The sequence below is a fragment of the Rhizobium sp. SVR5-9E genome (assembly GCF_056755095.1).
Genome location: NZ_JBNDHS010000012.1, coordinates 79,642 through 95,850, shown reverse-complemented (window position 1 = coordinate 95,850; position 16,209 = coordinate 79,642). Strand labels below are relative to the sequence as shown.

Annotated in this window: 14 protein-coding genes; 8 read left to right on the top strand and 6 right to left on the bottom strand. The window is 62.0% G+C overall.

The genetic code is table 11. The features are described from left to right. The 8 genes from ACPYOJ_RS09060 to ACPYOJ_RS09025 all read left to right on the top strand — a co-directional run. Positions 1-540 (top strand): TolC family protein (locus tag ACPYOJ_RS09060; RefSeq protein WP_481415942.1); only part of this gene is annotated, 540 nt, incomplete at its 5' end. A 184-nt stretch (positions 541-724) separates the two neighbouring features. Further along, complete coding sequence (locus tag ACPYOJ_RS09055; RefSeq protein ID WP_481415941.1) at positions 725-1,765, top strand: LacI family DNA-binding transcriptional regulator; 1,041 nt, start codon at positions 725-727, stop codon at positions 1,763-1,765. A gap of 1 nt (position 1,766) precedes the next feature. After that, entirely contained in the window at positions 1,767-2,789 is a 1,023-nt protein-coding gene (locus ACPYOJ_RS09050; protein WP_481415940.1) for an ABC transporter substrate-binding protein, read from the top strand. Between the two features lie 83 nt (positions 2,790-2,872). Beyond that, positions 2,873-3,700, top strand: a complete 828-nt coding sequence (locus ACPYOJ_RS09045; protein ID WP_481415939.1) for an ABC transporter permease — start codon at positions 2,873-2,875, stop codon at positions 3,698-3,700. Then, positions 3,697-4,476 (top strand): ABC transporter permease, encoded by a 780-nt coding sequence (locus ACPYOJ_RS09040; protein ID WP_481415938.1) that lies wholly within the window; start codon positions 3,697-3,699, stop codon positions 4,474-4,476. Before ACPYOJ_RS09045 ends, ACPYOJ_RS09040 begins: the two co-directional genes overlap by 4 nt. Further along, complete coding sequence (locus ACPYOJ_RS09035) at positions 4,469-5,491, top strand: ABC transporter ATP-binding protein (RefSeq protein ID WP_481415937.1); 1,023 nt, start codon at positions 4,469-4,471, stop codon at positions 5,489-5,491. The genes ACPYOJ_RS09040 and ACPYOJ_RS09035 overlap by 8 nt, the downstream gene beginning before the upstream one ends. Positions 5,492-5,496: 5 nt before the next feature. Then, positions 5,497-6,417, top strand: a complete 921-nt coding sequence (locus ACPYOJ_RS09030; RefSeq protein ID WP_481415936.1) for a nucleoside hydrolase — start codon at positions 5,497-5,499, stop codon at positions 6,415-6,417. Then, the gene (locus ACPYOJ_RS09025; protein WP_481415935.1) at positions 6,414-8,201 is read left to right on the top strand and encodes an adenine deaminase; all 1,788 of its coding nucleotides are present in this window, start codon (positions 6,414-6,416) and stop codon (positions 8,199-8,201) included. Before ACPYOJ_RS09030 ends, ACPYOJ_RS09025 begins: the two co-directional genes overlap by 4 nt. Before the next feature lie 181 nt (positions 8,202-8,382). Here ACPYOJ_RS09025 and ACPYOJ_RS09020 read toward each other — a convergent pair whose 3' ends face one another. From ACPYOJ_RS09020 to ACPYOJ_RS08995, 6 genes are all read right to left on the bottom strand, one after another. Then, positions 8,383-9,552 (bottom strand): M20 aminoacylase family protein, encoded by a 1,170-nt coding sequence (locus ACPYOJ_RS09020; RefSeq protein WP_481415934.1) that lies wholly within the window; start codon positions 9,550-9,552, stop codon positions 8,383-8,385. Positions 9,553-9,644: 92 nt separating this feature from the next. Beyond that, positions 9,645-11,150 (bottom strand): tripartite tricarboxylate transporter permease, encoded by a 1,506-nt coding sequence (locus ACPYOJ_RS09015; RefSeq protein ID WP_481415933.1) that lies wholly within the window; start codon positions 11,148-11,150, stop codon positions 9,645-9,647. 9 nt (positions 11,151-11,159) lie between these two features. Then, on the bottom strand, positions 11,160-11,621 hold the full coding sequence (locus ACPYOJ_RS09010; protein ID WP_481415932.1) for a tripartite tricarboxylate transporter TctB family protein: 462 nt from the start codon (positions 11,619-11,621) through the stop codon (positions 11,160-11,162). Between the two features lie 153 nt (positions 11,622-11,774). Continuing rightward, on the bottom strand, positions 11,775-12,758 hold the full coding sequence (locus ACPYOJ_RS09005; RefSeq protein ID WP_481415931.1) for a tripartite tricarboxylate transporter substrate-binding protein: 984 nt from the start codon (positions 12,756-12,758) through the stop codon (positions 11,775-11,777). A 195-nt stretch (positions 12,759-12,953) separates the two neighbouring features. Continuing rightward, a complete protein-coding gene (locus ACPYOJ_RS09000; RefSeq protein WP_481415930.1) occupies positions 12,954-14,282 on the bottom strand; it encodes a sigma-54-dependent transcriptional regulator in 1,329 nt (442 codons plus the stop codon). Next, positions 14,279-16,093: a sensor histidine kinase gene (locus ACPYOJ_RS08995; protein WP_481415929.1), complete on the bottom strand. Its 1,815-nt coding sequence runs from the start codon at positions 16,091-16,093 to the stop codon at positions 14,279-14,281. Before ACPYOJ_RS08995 ends, ACPYOJ_RS09000 begins: the two co-directional genes overlap by 4 nt. Positions 16,094-16,209: the final 116 nt, after the last annotated feature.

Sequence of the window (16,209 nt, the reverse complement as noted above, 5' to 3'; positions counted from 1 at the left end):
CAGCTTTATCCGACGATCGCGCTCTCCGGCTCGATCTCGCCGTCCTGGGTCAACCCGGCCGGCGGCAAGGGCGGCGGTCTGACCACCTGGTCCTTCGGCCCGACGCTCACCCTGCCGATCTTCGACGGCGGCCGCCTGCGCGCCAACGTCGACATCGCCCGGTCCGACGCCAAGACGGCCTATCTCGCCTGGAAGCAGACGGTGCTGAAGGCCGTCGAAGAGGTGGAGAACGCGCTGTCGGCGGTGCGCCGCGACGCCCAGACGGTCGAAGCACTGCGCGCCAACGTCAAGACGACGGAGGAATCGCTGGAACTGTCGACCGCCAGCTACAAGGACGGCGCCTCCTCGCTGCTCGACGTGCTCGATGCCCAGCGCAACGTCTCCCTGGCCGACGCCAGCCTGGCGGCCGCCATCCAGCAGATGGCCAAGGACTACGTCTCCCTCAACGTCGCCATCGGCGGCGGCTATGCCGCAGCCGGCGTCAAGGCCGGAGCCGCGGGCACATCCGCCGCCGCAGCAGCACCGGTCTCAAAAAGCTGAGTTCAGCATTCGCTTTGATGACAAAGCCTCACACATGAAAAACCCCGAAGTTGGACAACAACTTCGGGGTTTTGTTATTTCTACTTTCCGCTGTGGAAAATTCGTCATTCCTCAAAATGGATTCGACAAGGTAGCACGCTTCATATAGTCGCCGATTAAACGATTAATCAAAGCGCTGCAAATCATGCCTCAATTGCGCTCGGGACCGAACCTCAGCAGGATTGCAACGTCACTTGGCGTGTCAGTTGCAACGGTGTCGAATGCGCTTTCGGGCAAGGGACGCGTCTCGGAACGTCTTGCCGAAAAGATCAGGGACCATGCCAGGGCGCTCGGATATGTTCCAAGCCATGCTGGCCGTGCACTTCGCACCGGCCGCAGCGGCGTGCTCGGGCTCGTTCTCCCCGATATTTCCAATCCCCTTTTCCCCAAGATCGCGCAGGCGATCGAGTTTGCTGCCGCTTCGGCCGGCTATGGCGTATTGATCGCCGACTCTCGTGGAGACGTCACGGCGCAGACCGAAGCAATCAACCGGCTGGTCGAGCGCGGCGTCGAGGGCATGATCATCGTGCCTCGCCGCGCAACGCGCATAGCCGCCGCAAGCTGCCCTGTGGCCGTCATCGACACCGCTTCGACCCCCGGCAACACGGTGGCCGCGGATCACTGGCAGGGCGGCCAGCTGATCGCGGCCCACCTTGCAGACCTCGGCCACAAACGAATCCTCATCATTGGAAACAATCCGGAATCGAACGTACAGAACGACCGGGCTGACGGCATCCGTTCGGGTCTTCACGAGGACATGAGCTGCGAATCACTCTGGATCGAAAAGCTCGAGCGTCATGCCGGGATCGGCTGTTCGCTTGGTCTCGCGCGGAAGGTCGAGCAGGGACACACCGCATTTGCCGCGCTGTCGGATCTTCAGGCATTGCGCGCCCTGACGGAACTGCAGCTGCACGGCATTAAGGTGCCCGCTAACGTCAGCGTCACCGGTTTTGACGATCTCATCTGGTCTCCGGTCACCGCGCCTGCGCTTACGACCGTGAAAATGGACATGGATAAGATTGCCGAGATCGCCGTGGAAGCCTTGCTGGACGGCATAGGGACAAGCAGCATCCCGGAGGGCAGAATCGTCACGGCTAAGGTCGATCGTGTCCCCATGCACTTGATCATCCGCCAATCATCCGGGCCAAGGAGCCCGCTTTCAAACCTGGAGAGGGAGAACTCCTGACATGAAGACAGCGCTCGTCGCATCGGCAGCAATGCTCTCGCTATTTCCGTTGAGCGCCATGGCTCAGGAGCGAACCCTCACCATCTCCGTCTATGCCTTTGCACAGGACGACTTCAAGACGCTGGTCTACGATCCGTTCGAGAAGCAGTGCGGCTGCAAGGTCGTTGTCGAAACCGGCAACAGCGTTGAGCGCCTTGCGAAGATGGAAGCCAACAAGGCCAATCCTGTCGTCGACATGGCGGTCGTCTCCATGGCCGATGCGCTGTCCGCCGCGCGCAAAGGCCTGATCGACAAGATCGACACCTCCAAGCTCTCCAATTTCGGTAAGCTCTATGATGTCGCCAAGGATCCGAACGGCGACGGCATGAGCGTCGGCTACACTTTCTACGCCACCTCAATTGCTTACCGTTCCGACAAAATGAAGATCGAGTCCTGGGCCGATCTGCTGAAGCCCGAATATGTCGGTCACATCGCGTTTCCGAACGTGACTACAAACCAGGGGCCTCCGGCGCTCTATATGCTCGGCCTCGCGCTCGGTAAGGATACGCCCGATCTCAAGGGGCCGATCGAAGCCATCGGCGAGAACAAGGATGACATCGTCACCTTCTACGAAAAGTCCTCGCAGCTCGTGCAGCTGATGCAGCAGGAAGAAATCTGGGCTGCTCCGATCGGCCGCTTCTCCTGGGCGGGTTTCACCAAGCTTGACGTTCCGGTTGCCTGGGCAAAGCCGAAGGAAGGTCAGACCGGCGGCATGAACGTCATGGTCGTCACCAAGGGTTCAAAGAACCAGGATCTGGCACTGCAGTTCATCGATTTCTGGCTGTCGACCGACGTCCAGACGAAACTCGCCGAAAAACTGATCGATAGCCCGGCAAACAAGGAAGTAAAGGTTTCTGAAGCCGCCGCTAACAATCTTACCTACGGCGAGGACACCGCCAAGAGCCTCAAGCTCATTCCGTCGGCACAGGCGCTCGATAATCGTGCCGCATGGCTCAAGGAATGGAACGACAAGGTCGGCCAATAAGGCTGCTGCTATGACATCCGGTCCCGGCTTGCCGGGATCGTTCTCCGCCATTCCGCCCTCCCGCCAGCTCTGAAAGCCGCATCATGTTCCAGAACCGAGCAGAAGCCACGGCGCTCGCCCTGCCCGCAGCGGTATTTGCTGCTGTGGTCTTTCTGCTGCCTGTTGGCATTCTGCTTTCGGAAGGCTTTCGCGTGGATGGCGGATGGACGCTTGCCGCCTATAGCGGCTTCTTTTCCGAGACCCTCAACCGCACGGTCTTCCTGCGCACCTTCAAGCTCGGGCTGGAAGTCACCGCCGTTTCAGCCGTCGTCGGCTATGCCGCAGCCTTCGCGATCGTCAACCTGCCGCCAAAAGGCAAAGGCCGCATGATCGGCCTCGTCACCCTGCCGCTGATGATTTCGCCGGTCGCCCGAACCTATGCCTGGATCGTGATCCTTGGCCGCACCGGTATCGTCAACCACGCGATCACCGGCCTTGGCCTCAGCGACGAACCGCTCCGCCTGCTGTTCACCGAGACGGCCGTGTTCATCGGCCTGCTGCAGCTCTTCCTGCCGTTGATGATCCTGTCGCTGATCAGCGCGCTCGAGAATATGCCGAAGGATGCGATCCCGGCGGCCCGGGTCCTTGGCGCCAACTGGTTCCAGGTCTTCTGGAAGGTCATCCTGCCGTTGACGAAGGAGGGTCTTGTCGTCGGCGGGACGCTCGTCTTCACTGGCTCGCTTACCGCCTACATCACCCCTGCCGTCCTCGGCGGCTCCAAGGTGCTGATGCTGGAGACTCTGCTCTACCAGCAGGTCTCCGTCGCCAACGACTTTGTCTCGGCAAGCGTCATCGCCTTGATACTGATCATCATGAGTTTTGCCGCCAACATCCTCCTGAAGCGTCTTGCTACCGCGAGGAACAAGCGATGACCCCACGCCTGGTTCCTCCGATCATCCTCCTCCTGCTGCTGACGTTTTTGATCGGCCCGTTCCTGATCATCATCGCCGCATCCCTTTCGGCAGGCGATACCCTCGCCTTCCCGCCGCAAGGGCTGTCGCTGAAATGGGTGACGAAGGTCTTCACCATCGACAGTTTTCGCGAAAGCTTTGGCATGTCGATGTTCCTCGCCGTCTTCGGAACGCTGGCGGCGTTGATCTTAGGCATTCCCGCCGCCTATGCGCTCTCCCGCTACAGGCTGCCTTTCGGCGAAACCGTGCGTACGATCGTGTCACTGCCGATCATTGTTCCAGGCATCGTCGTCGGTCTCGCGCTGCTGCGCTACCTCGTCGTCCCTTTCGGCTTCAACATCACGCTGGCGCTGTTTCTCGCGCATACGGCGCTGGTCCTTCCCTACGCCGTGCGCGTCGTCTCAGCGAGCCTGAACAATCTGCGCGCCGATATCGAGGAGGCCGCCGTGCTGCTTGGTTCGTCTCGTCTTGGCGCCTTCTTTCGGGTGGTGATGCCGAATATCCGCGGCGGCATTCTGGCCGCCTTCATCCTCGGCTTCGTCACCAGCTTCAACCAGGTGCCGGTTTCACTCTTCCTGTCCGGACCCGGCGTGCGCACCCTGCCGATCGACATGTTGGGCTACATGGAAACGACCTACGATCCGTCGATTGCGGCCCTGTCCTCGCTGCTCGCCTTTCTTTCCATCGGCATCGTTTTCCTGGCCGAACGCTTCCTGGGATTTTCTCGTTATGTCTGATGCCTATCTCCAACTCGACAAGCTGACGCTGGCCTATGGCGATACGGTCGCGGTGAAAGACCTCGACCTTTCGATCGCCAAGAGCGAACTCGTCGCCCTGCTCGGCCCCTCCGGCTGCGGCAAGACGACAACGATGCGCTCGATCGCAGGTTTGCTGAAACCGGCCGCCGGCCGCATCAAACTCGACGGCGCCGATATCACCGGCGTTTCGGCAAACAAGCGCGCTGTCGGCCTGGTCTTTCAATCCTACGCGCTCTTCCCGCATCTGACGGTCTACGAGAATGTCGCGTTCGGCCTGCGACTAAAGGGCATCGGCGGCCAGGATCTCGACGCAAAGGTGAGCGCCGGTATCAAGTCCGTCGGCCTTGCCAAGTTTGCCGATCGCAAGCCCGCCGAACTGTCTGGCGGCCAGCAGCAGCGCGTCGCCCTTGCCCGCTCCATGGTGATGGAGCCGAAGGTGCTCCTGCTCGACGAACCGCTGTCCAACCTCGACGCGCGTCTTCGCCTCGAAATGCGCGCCGAACTGCAGCGCGTGCAGAAAGAAACCGGCGTCACCATGATCTTCGTCACACACGATCAGGTTGAGGCGCTGGCGCTCGCTGACCGCATCGTCGTCATGGTGAACGGCGGCATCGAGCAGATCGGCACGCCGGAGGAAATCTACAACAAGCCGGTCTCCGCTTTCGTCGCCGATTTCGTCGGCTTCGAAAATGTCTTCAAGTTGGAGAACGGCAAGCTCGCAACCCCGAATCGCGCCATCCATTTGCCAGCTCCTGCGCCCAACGCCGCAGGCTTGGCTTGGCGGCCGCGCACGGTTACCCTTGGTTCCGGTCCTTTCCAGGGAACTGTGCGCGGCACTTCCTTTGCTGGCAACACGCGTGAATATCTGCTGGATACTCCGCTTGGGCCGATCAAGGCCGAGGTGGATGCAAGCCTGTCGTCCCATGAAATCGGCACGACGCTCGCCTTCGACCTCCCGCTGGCTGCGGCTACAACCCTCTCTCGATTCGGATGAAGATCATGGGCGTTTGGATCGATACCGACATGGGTTTTGACGACATTGCCGCCATTCTGGTGGTCGGTCAATCAGGGCTCGAGATGGACGGCGTCTCGCTCGTCTTCGGCAACACGCCGCTGGCGCAGGTAGAGGCGAATGCTGCAGGCGCCGCGCAAGCCTTCGGCTGGAAGTTCCCCATCCATGCCGGACGCGGCCAACCCGTCTTCGCCAAACTCGAGACGGCCCAGGCTGTCCTTGGGGAAACCGGAATTCCGACGATCGGCAAAGGCCTGCCAAAGGCAGCAACACCGGCAGAGAGCGACGCCTTCACAGCCCTCTGCCGCTGGTTGGAGCAAGAGGGACCGCGACGCATTCTGGCGCTTGGCCCGCTCACGAACATCGCGGCTCTGGCGCTGGCTCGACCAGATCTTGCCGCACGCATCACCGACCTCACTTGGATGGGCGGCGGTGTGACGAGCGGCAACCACACCGCCTCGGCGGAATTCAACGCATTTGCCGATCCGGAAGCGCTGGCGATCGTCATCGCCCATGGGCTGCCGCTGCGCATGGTCGATCTCGACCTCTGCCGCAAGGTGCTGGCCAAGCCGGAAGACATCGAGCCGGTGCGCAGCGGTGGCGGTACGAACGCCGAGATGCTCGCCGATATGCTTGCCGGCTATATCCGCATCGGCACCAACCGCGGCCGCACGGCCATGGCGATCTACGACCCGTCGGCGGCCGTTGCCTTCGTCGCGCCGGATATCGTGCGCTTCCGCCCCGCCCGCATCGATGTCGAGCTGCACGGCCAGTTGACGCGCGGCCGCACAGTTGTCGAGACGCGCGCCAGCCATGCAACCTTCAACGCGCAATTCGCCGACGACATCGACGCCGAAAAGGCGCACACCATTATTCTCGCAGCCCTGGTCAATGAGGCCCGCAAATGATTACCGAACTTGGCCGGGAACGCGCCGATATCAACGACCCGTCGCTGCGCGCCAGGGCCGTCGCCGCCGCAAAAGGAGCCGTTCCGTTCGACGTCCTGATCACCGGCGGCAAACTGGTCGACCTGGTCACCGGCCGCTCGCGCGACGCGGATATCGGTCTTGTCGGTGCCTTGATCGCAAGTGTGCATGCCCCTTCGAGCCGGAACGACGCCGTCGAAATCATCGATGCCCGCGGGACTTTCGTGACGCCGGGCCTCATCGATACGCATATGCATATCGAAAGCTCGATGGTAACGCCCGCCGAATATACCGCAGCCGTGCTTCCGCGCGGCATCACGACGATCGTCTGGGATCCGCACGAATTCGCCAATGTGCATGGTCTCGACGGCGTGCGCTGGGCGATCGAAGCCTCCCATGCTCTGCCTTTGCGCATGATCCTGCTTGCGCCGTCCTGCGTTCCTTCGGCACCCGGCCTGGAAATGGCAGGCGCCGATTTCGATGCCTCTGTGATTGCAGCGATGCTGCGTATGCCTGAACTCGGCGGCGTTGCGGAAGTCATGAACATGCGCGGCGTCATCGAAGGTGATCCGCGAATCACCGCCATCGTCAATGCGGGGCTTGCCTCCGGCAAGCTCGTCTGCGGGCACGCCCGGGGGCTTGAGGGCGCCGATCTCAATGCCTTCATGGTGGCCGGCGTTACTTCCGATCACGAACTGACCTCCGGCGCCGACCTGTTGCAGAAGCTTGCCGCCGGAATGACGATCGAGCTTCGCGGCTCGCACGATCACCTGTTGCAGGAATTCGTCGAGGCGCTGAACGGCATCGGCCATATGCCGCCGACCTTGACGCTCTGCACCGACGACGTGTTTCCGGACGAGCTTTACCGCGACGGCGGCCTGGACGACGTGGTCCGCCGCTTGGTGCGCTACGGCATGAAGCCGGAATGGGCGCTTTGCGCCGCGACCTTCAATGCCGCCCAGCGGCTGCAGCGCAGCGACCTCGGCTTGATCGCCGCGGGGCGCCGGGCGGATATGGTCCTCTTCGAAGACCTTGAGGACTTCAAGGCACGTACCGTAATTGCCAATGGCCGCATAGTGGCGCAGGACGGCAAGCTCACCGTCACCGTAGATCCGCTTGATGCCACGCCGCTTGCAGATTCTGTAAAACTCTCGCCGCTGACCGAAGACGACTTCAAAGTGCCGTCGAAGGGTAGCCGCGTTCGCGTCGCCATGATCGACCAGCCGCGCTTTACCCGATGGGATGAAGCCGAAGCCGAGGTTGAAACCGGTTTCGTCGTGCCGCCGCCAGGCAGTACCTTGATTGCCGCCGTGCATCGTCACGGCAAGGCGGATTCCCGCCCGCGCATCGGCTTCCTGAAGGGCTGGGGCGAATGGCGCGGCGCCTTCTGCACGACGGTATCGCACGACTGCCACAATCTCACCCTCTTCGGCGGAAACGCGGCAGACATGGCGGTCGCCGCCAATGCCGTCATCGCTGCAGGTGGCGGCATGGCCGTCGTTAAGGATGGCCACATCGAAGCAATCCTACCGCTGCCGCTTTCAGGCCTCGTCACGGAAGCGTCTCTGCAGGACACAGCCTCGGGTTTTCACAATATCCGCAAGGCGATGGAAAAGATCGTCGACTGGCAGCCGCCCTACCTCGTCTTCAAGGCTTGCTTCGGTGCGACACTCGCCTGCAACACCGGCCCGCACCAGACAGATCGCGGCATTGCGGATGTGATGACGGGAGAGGTGCTGGAGAGCCCGGTGCTGGAGATTTTGTAGGCCTACGCTCAAGACCCCCTCATCCGCCTGCCGGCACCTTCTCCCCGAGGGGAGAAGGGACAGGTAGCCGCGCTTCACCCGAAAGATTCGATGTCAGCGAACTGGCGAGACGTCGCCGGCCCTTCTCCCCTCGGGGAGACGGTGGCCCGAAGGGTCGGATGAGGGGGCGATCCGTCTCGGCCTAAGCCGCCAGCTCCCGCTCCACCAGCTCCACCCAATAAGCCACGCCATAGCCGATCGCCGCATCGTTGAAGTCGTATGACGTGTTGTGATGCAAGGCGCCGTCTACCGCAGGCCCGTTGCCCAACCAAACGTAGCAGCCCGGCGCATTCTGCGCGAAGAATGCAAAGTCGTCCCCCGCGGTCGAAGGCGGAAAGCTCGTCCGGACCTTCTCTCCGAACACCGTTTGCGCGGCCCCGAGCGCCCGCCGTGTCGCATCGGCGTCGTTGATGACCGGCGGAATGCGCCGCTCGAATTGATAGTCAACGGCAATGCCGTACATCGCCGCCGTCCCGTGAGCGAGACGGCCGATCTCCGCTTCAAGCTGATCGCGCACTTCGGCGGAATAGGCCCGGGCCGTTCCTCCGATCTCGACCGTGTCCGGAATGACATTAAGCGCCTTGGGGTTGCCCGCCTGCAGCGAACAGGCGCTGACGACGGCAGGCTGGAGCGGATCGACGACGCGGCCGACGATGGTCTGCAGCGAGGCGAGGAACGTGCCGGCGGCGGTGATCGGGTCGCGCCCGAGATGTGGCTTTGCGCCGTGCGTTCCGGTTCCGCGAAATGTGATGCGCCAACTGTCGGAGGAGGCAAGCTGCGGCCCTTCGACGACCGCAATCTCGTCGACGTCAAGGCCCGGCATGTTGTGCAAGCCATAGACCGCATCGCAGGGGAAGAGCTGGAAAAGCCCCTCTTCCACCATGCGCTTCGCGCCGCCCCTGCCCTCCTCCGCCGGCTGGAAGATGAAATGCACCGTACCGGAAAAACCCTTGGTCGCGGCAAGATGACGTGCTGCGCCGAGCAGCATGGTGGTGTGTCCGTCATGCCCGCAGGCGTGCATCTTGCCGGGGACGGTTGATTTGTAAGGCCGCTCGGCGATCTCCGGCATGGCAAGCGCATCCATGTCCGCTCGAAGTCCGATCACCCGCGTACCGTTGCCGACTTGCAGCGTCCCGACGACGCCTGTGCCGCCCAGTCCGCGATGCAGCTTGATACCCGCTTCCTCCAGCAGTTTCGCCACGATGCCGCTGGTGCGCTCTTCTTCGAAACCGAGCTCCGGATGGGCGTGCAGGTCGCGGCGCACCGATGTGAGAAAAGCCAGATCGTCCTTGATCCGCGCGGGGATGTTCATAGGCCTGGATATCCTTCATGCGAAACGGGCGCCAAAATCGGCGCCCGCGTCAGATGGCCCTTTGTTCAACAAAGAACGTGGAACCGCAACCCTCAAGCTTCCTCGACGAAAACCTCCTCGCGCTTCTTCTTCACGCTCGGCAGGAAGACGACGACGAGGACGGCTGCTGCTATTGCAAGAAGGGTCGCGCTGATCGGCCGCGTGACGAAGGTCGATGGATCGCCTCGCGAAAGGATCATCGCGCGCCGCAGGTTCTCCTCGAGCAGCGGCCCCAGCACGAAACCGAGCAGCAGCGGCGCCGGCTCGCATCTGAGCTTGGCAAGCACATAGCCGATGAAGCCGAAGAAGGCGACGGCATAGAGGTCGTAAACGTTGGAGTTGACGCTGTAGACCCCGATCGAGCAGAAGGCCATGATGATCGGGAAGAGCACGTAATACGGCACGGTCAGCAGCTTCACCCAGAGCCCGATCAGCGGAAGGTTCAGGATGACGAGCATCAGATTGCCGATCCACATGGACGCAATGATGCCCCAGAAGAGCGCCGGCTGCTCGGTCGCGACGTTCGGTCCAGGTACGATCCCCTGGATGATCATCGCGCCGATCATCAGCGCCATCACCGGATTGGCAGGGATACCGAGCGTCAGAAGCGGAATGAAGGAGGTCTGCGCCCCGGCATTGTTCGCCGACTCCGGACCCGCAACGCCAGCGACGGCGCCTTTGCCGAACTCCTCGGGCCTGTTTGAAACCCGCTTTTCGACAGTATAGGAGGCGAAGGATGCCAGGATCGCGCCTCCGCCCGGCAGGATGCCGAGAGCCGAGCCGATCGCCGTTCCGCGGAGCACCGGCGCGATCATCTCCTTGAATTCCTCTCGTGACGGCAGCAGGCCAGTGACCTTTGCCATCAGTACCGTCCGGGTTTTCTCCCCTTCGAGGTTGCGCAGGATTTCGGCGATGCCGAAGACACCGACGGCAAGCGCCACGAAATTCAAACCATCGGCATACTCACGGATACCAAGGGTAAAGCGCGGCGTGCCGGTGTAGATATCAGTGCCAACCAAGCCGAGCAGCAGCCCGAGCGCCACCATCGCAAGCGCCTTGACGACAGAGCCGTGGGCAAGCGCGATCGACGACACCAGTCCGACGACCATCAGCGAGAAATATTCCGCAGCGCCGAATTTCAGGGCGATCTCGGTCAGTGGTGGCGCAAAGATCGCAACAAGGAAGGTCGAGACGGTGCCCGCAAAGAAGGAGCCGAGTGCGGCGATCGCGAGCGCCGCTCCTGCCCTGCCTCGACGCGCCATCTGGTAACCGTCGATCGCCGTTACCGCCGAGGACGATTCGCCCGGCATGTTGATCAGGATAGCCGTGGTCGAACCGCCGTACTGCGCACCGTAGTAAATGCCGGCGAGCATGATGAGCGACGACACCGGCTCCAGCTGGAAAGTGATCGGCAGAAGCATGGCGATCGTCGCGGTCGCGCCGATACCGGGCAGTACCCCGATCAGCGTCCCGAGCAGGACACCGATGAGGCAGAAAAGGAGGTTCGCGGGCGTTGCCGCCGTTGCAAAGCCGAGTGCCAGATTGCTGAAAAGTTCCATTGCGACCTCCTAGAACCGGACCCAGGGGCCAAAGCGCTCGAATGGCAGTCCGAGGCCATAACTGAAGACGCCAACGGAAAAGGCCGTCAGCAGCACCGAGAGCAAAATCCCGTAGATCACCGTCATCCGATGCGAGGCGAAACAGGCGATGAAAGCGGTCAGGAAGATTGCAGGTACAAACCCCATTCCCCGAACCGTCAGCCCGAAGAAGATCGGGGCAGGCAGGATGAAGAGCATCCCGCGCCAGGCCAGCGGCCCCATCGGCTCGCCCTGCACGCGAAGCGCCTGCACAAAGACTATCGCGCCGAGAATGATCAATACGCCTGAAAGTAGCAGCGGGAAGTAACCCGGGCCCATGCGCAGCGTCGTCCCAAGGTCGAGATTGTAGGATTGGATGGCGAAGAATGCACCGGTCGCAACAAGAAGCGCGCCGCAGATGGCATTGGTGGTGTCGAAGCTAACTGATTTCATAATGTCTCCGTGAGGTTGGAGAAAGGTCGCATCCTGCGGGCAGCCCCCCGCCCTTCGAGCTCTTCTCCCCGAGGTGAGGGGGGATAATGACAAGTCCCCTCTCCCCGGCGGGGAGAGGGTTAGGGTGAGGGGGCACCCAATGAGCGCCGGAGATCAGTCGGCATATTCGCCGGCAGCGTCAATCACCGGCTTCCAGCGTGCAATCTCGCTTTCGAGCTTGGCCTTCAGCGCAGCAGGCGTAGCTTCGGCTTCCGTCGAGGGTGCCGTGCCGAGCTCTGCGAAGCGGGCAGCGACGTTCGGATCCTTCAACGCCACCTGCAGCGACTTCGAGAGCCGTTCGTTGATCTCAGCCGGCGTGCCCTTCGGGGTATAGATGCCGTGCCAGATGCCGACTTCGAAACCGGGCAGACCGGCTTCAACCGCCGTCGGAATGTCCTTCAGGACATCGAGACGCTTTGGCGAGGTGACGGCATAGGCCTTGATCGTCCGGCCCTGGATCTGCTTCGTCGTGTTGGTCGTCTGGTCGCACATGATATCGACCTGACCGCCGAGAAGATCGGTCATCGCCGGGCCGGTACCCTTGTAGGGAACGGTCGTGAGCGGCGTCTGGATCGCGCTCATGAACATCATGCCGCAAAGATGCGAGGCGGCGCCGATGCCGGCGTTGGCGACCGTCACCTTGTCCTTGTTGGCCTTGACGTATTCGATAAGGCTCTTGAGATCGCTCGGCTCGAAGTCCTTGCGAGCGACGATCGTCATCGGAACGTCGGTGACGAGGCCGACATATTCGAAGGCGTTCAGCGTGTCGTAGGCGAGCTTGCGGTAGAGCGTGGCGCTGGTCGCCATGCCGATGTGATGCAGCAGGATCGTGTAACCGTCCGGATCGGCTGCGGCCACCCGCCCTGCGCCGAGCGTCCCGCCGGCACCGCCAACGTTTTCAACGACGATTTGCTGGCCGAGATCCTTGGACATGGATTCGGCGACGAGGCGGGCAACCGTGTCGGTCGGGCCACCGGCTGAAAAGGGAACAACCATCGTGATGGCGCGCTCGGGATAGGTCTGTGCGGAAGCCGCGTTTGCAAGAACCGCGACGGCAACAGCCGCCGTCATGCCAAGCATGGTCTTCAGAATTTTCATCGTTTTCCTCCCTGAAAATACGATACCGTCGACGCCTCCACGCGCCAGTGCGGATCGGACCATTAGGACGCTCTGAACTCACGGCCGCAAACAGCGCCGCGCTGCCCGTTGATGAGATTTCATGCGCGTGCAGCGCAGCATGGGTCGAAATGGACACAAAGGCGGTCGGCGATGTGTGGGAATCCACCCATTCGCCTATTCAGAGATGAGCAGCTTCTTGTCCAGCCCGTATTTCTGCATCTTTTCATATAGCGTCTTGCGGGAAATCTGTAGCGACTCATAGACGGGTTTCAGGCTGCCGCCATGTGCGACGAGCGCGCTGGCGATGACCCCGCGCTCGAACTCCGCGACGCGGTCGGCTAGGCCGCTGACCTCACCCAATTGCCGCCCGCTATCAAGACCAAGCACGAAGCGGTCGGCAGCATTGCGCAGTTCACGCACGTTGCCTGGCCAATCGCGCTGGGCGATATCGGAAATCACCTCGGGCGGCACCGCCATGTCGTCGCGGCCGTAGCGTGCAGCGGCCTCGCGGACGAGCTGGAGGAACAGTAGCGGGATATCCTGCCGTCTCTGCGCCAGCGCCGGCACATGCAGCGTTGCGACGTTCAGCCGATAAAGAAGATCGGCGCGGAATCGTCCTGCGGCAACTTCGGCTTCGAGATCGACCTTGCTGGTCGCGATGAAGCGCACGTCGAGTGGCACCATCTCATTCGAGCCGAGGCGCGTAATCACGCGCTCCTGAAGCACGCGGAGAAACTTGGCCTGCAGATCGAACGGCATCGAACCGATTTCATCGAGCAGGATCGTGCCGCCGCGCCCGTGCTCGAATTTGCCGTATCGCGGCCTCACGGCACCCGGAAAAGCGCCGGCCTCGTGGCCGAAAAGCTCGCTCTCGATCAGGTTCGCAGGCAGCGCCGCGCAGTTGATCGCGATGAAGGGGCGGCTCGCTCGCGTACTTATGTCATGCAGCGCCCGCGCCACGACCTCCTTGCCCGCGCCCGTTTCGCCGACAATCAGCGTGTCGGCATCGCTCGCCCCGATGGCGCGGATGCGATAGCGCAGATCCACCATCACCTGCGTGCGTCCCGGCAGGCGCGCCTCGAGGTCGTCGCGCTTGCCGGCTACGGCCTTGAGCAGCCGGTTTTCCAGCACAAGGCTCCGCCGCTCCAAGGCTCGCTTTATCACCCCCGCCAGCATCTGTGGCGTGAACGGCTTTTCGATGAAATCATAGGCGCCTTCACGCATCGCCTTTACGGCGAGCTGCACGTCGCCATGGCCGGTGACGAGGATGACCGGGACTTCCGCGTCGATCTCACGGATCTTCTGCATCAGCGTCATGCCATCGGTTCCCGGCATGCGGATATCGCTGACGACGACGCCCGCGAAGCTGTAGCCGATCAGTTCCAGCACGTGATCGGCATTCGAAAAAGTCTCGACATTGAAGCCGGAGAGCTCCAAAGCCTGTGCGGTCGACCGGCGCAACTCCTCTTCGTCGTCCACCAACAGGATCTTCTGCTCGCTCATTCCGCCGCCTCCGGCATCTTACCCGCTGCCGATTGCAGCTCGATGCGGAACATCGCACCCCCCTCCGGATGATTGGAGACCGTCAGGCTGCCACCGAAATCCTTGACGATGTTATAGGAGATCGAGAGTCCGAGCCCCAATCCTTTACCCACGCCCTTGGTTGTAAAGAAGGGATCGAAGATGCGCTCGGCGATAGCCGCCGGCACGCCAGGCCCGTGATCGCGCACCGTCAGCACCACCCTACCCTGCTCCTCCAACGCCGTTACCTCAATCCGCCGGTCATCGAGCCCCTCAACGGCATCAGCGGCATTGGAAATCACGTTCACCAGCACTTGCTGCAGACGCACGGACCCAGCGCGCACGACCGGCGGCTGAATGCCGAGATCGATCCTCAGATTAGCATCCGCCGCCTTCAGCCGCCATTCGACGATCTCGAGCGTGTCGCGGATCGCCTCATCAAGCGGCACGGGGCCGAGCTTCTCGTTTGGTTTGCGGGCGAAGTTGCGAAGGTGCCTGCTGATCGACGCCATGCGATCGATAAGTCCGCCGATGCGCTGGATATTGTCCTGCGCTTCGGCGGTCCGCCCGCGATCAAGGAGCACGGCTGCGCTGTCCGTATAGGTTTTCGCCGCGGCAAGCGGCTGGTTGAATTCATGCGACAGCGCCGCCGACATCTGGCCGAGCCCGGCAAGCTTACCCGCCTGGATAAGATCGGCCTGGGTCTGGCGAAGACGTTGCTCGGTTAGGCGCCGCTCCGCAATTTCCTCTTCGATGCGGCTGTTGACGCGGGCAAGATCGGCAGTGCGCTCCTCGACGCGCCGCTCCAGTTCGTTGCGCGCTTCCGCCTGCAATTGCATGCGCTCGTTGAGCCGCATCCGCCGCTGCCGAATGATCGCGATCGCCAGCCCTGCAATGCAGAGGATGAGGAAGACCGCAGCAAGTGCCGTGCGTGCCTGGGTTCGGATAGACCCGGTTTCCATCAGCACGTGAACGGTCCAGTCTTCGGCGGCCATATGGTGCGAGAGCACAAGATATTCCTTTTGCAAGCCCTCCTCGACAAGCGTCATCAGGTCGTGCTCTTCGAAGCGGCCGCCGACGATCGGCAGAGCGGCCAACGTTGCGTTTGCGTAGCGGCGGGACGCTTCGGTGCGTGCAATGCGATCGGCAGTCAGCGGCTGGATGCCTTTGTAGAGCCAATCCGGCTTTCCGGACATGAAGATGATGCCTTCAGGGTCCGACACGAAGATGCGGTATTCTCCATCACTCCACGAAGCCTCGATCATGTCGATATCGACCTTGAAGACAATGACGCCGCGGATTTCGGCACCGGCGAGGATCGGCGAGGCAAAATAGTATCCGCGTTTCAGCGAAGTGGTCCCCAGAGCGTAGAAACGCGACCTGTTGCCGGCGATCGCCTGCTGAAAATAGGGCCTGTAGCTGAAATTCTCGCCGACGAAGCTGCCCGGCAAATCGAAATTGCTGGCCGCGATCGTTTCACCGTCCGGCTTGATCACATAGATGTCGGACGACTTCAGAAGCCCGTTGATCTCCCTGAGATAAAGATTCGCCGCGTTGCGCAGCTCCCTGTCGTCCGGACGGCCGACCAATTGCTTGATGTTGTCGTGATCGGCAATCAGCGCCGGCAGCGCCTCGTAGCGGCTGAGGTGACCGCTGAGCGCGGAGACCGCCAGCCGCAGTGCCGTGCCTGCCTGCGCCGAGGCCTCGCCCATATAGGCGCGCGTCGCCAGCGTCCCGCCGTAATAGAAGAAGGCGAAGACGATGAACGGCACTGACAACAACGCGGCTATCAACCTGTATCTCGGTAACAGGTCCGGCTCCTCTCCCTTTTGCCTCCTTCCCCGGAAGGCATACCCCGACTGCTCAAGTCTAATGACCGGACGTCGGATTTCCAAGAGCCGCCTTGCCT

Coding starts and splice junctions, on each gene's coding strand:
- ACPYOJ_RS09035 (WP_481415937.1), top strand. CDS start 4,469: ATGTCTGATGCCTATCTCCAACTCGACAAGCTGACGCTGGCCTATGGC.
- ACPYOJ_RS09050 (WP_481415940.1), top strand. CDS start 1,767: ATGAAGACAGCGCTCGTCGCATCGGCAGCAATGCTCTCGCTATTTCCG.
- ACPYOJ_RS09045 (WP_481415939.1), top strand. CDS start 2,873: ATGTTCCAGAACCGAGCAGAAGCCACGGCGCTCGCCCTGCCCGCAGCG.
- ACPYOJ_RS09000 (WP_481415930.1), bottom strand. CDS start 14,282: ATGAGCGAGCAGAAGATCCTGTTGGTGGACGACGAAGAGGAGTTGCGC.
- ACPYOJ_RS09010 (WP_481415932.1), bottom strand. CDS start 11,621: ATGAAATCAGTTAGCTTCGACACCACCAATGCCATCTGCGGCGCGCTT.
- ACPYOJ_RS09005 (WP_481415931.1), bottom strand. CDS start 12,758: ATGAAAATTCTGAAGACCATGCTTGGCATGACGGCGGCTGTTGCCGTC.
- ACPYOJ_RS09015 (WP_481415933.1), bottom strand. CDS start 11,150: ATGGAACTTTTCAGCAATCTGGCACTCGGCTTTGCAACGGCGGCAACG.
- ACPYOJ_RS09020 (WP_481415934.1), bottom strand. CDS start 9,552: ATGAACATCCCCGCGCGGATCAAGGACGATCTGGCTTTTCTCACATCG.
- ACPYOJ_RS09030 (WP_481415936.1), top strand. CDS start 5,497: ATGGGCGTTTGGATCGATACCGACATGGGTTTTGACGACATTGCCGCC.
- ACPYOJ_RS09025 (WP_481415935.1), top strand. CDS start 6,414: ATGATTACCGAACTTGGCCGGGAACGCGCCGATATCAACGACCCGTCG.
- ACPYOJ_RS09055 (WP_481415941.1), top strand. CDS start 725: ATGCCTCAATTGCGCTCGGGACCGAACCTCAGCAGGATTGCAACGTCA.
- ACPYOJ_RS09040 (WP_481415938.1), top strand. CDS start 3,697: ATGACCCCACGCCTGGTTCCTCCGATCATCCTCCTCCTGCTGCTGACG.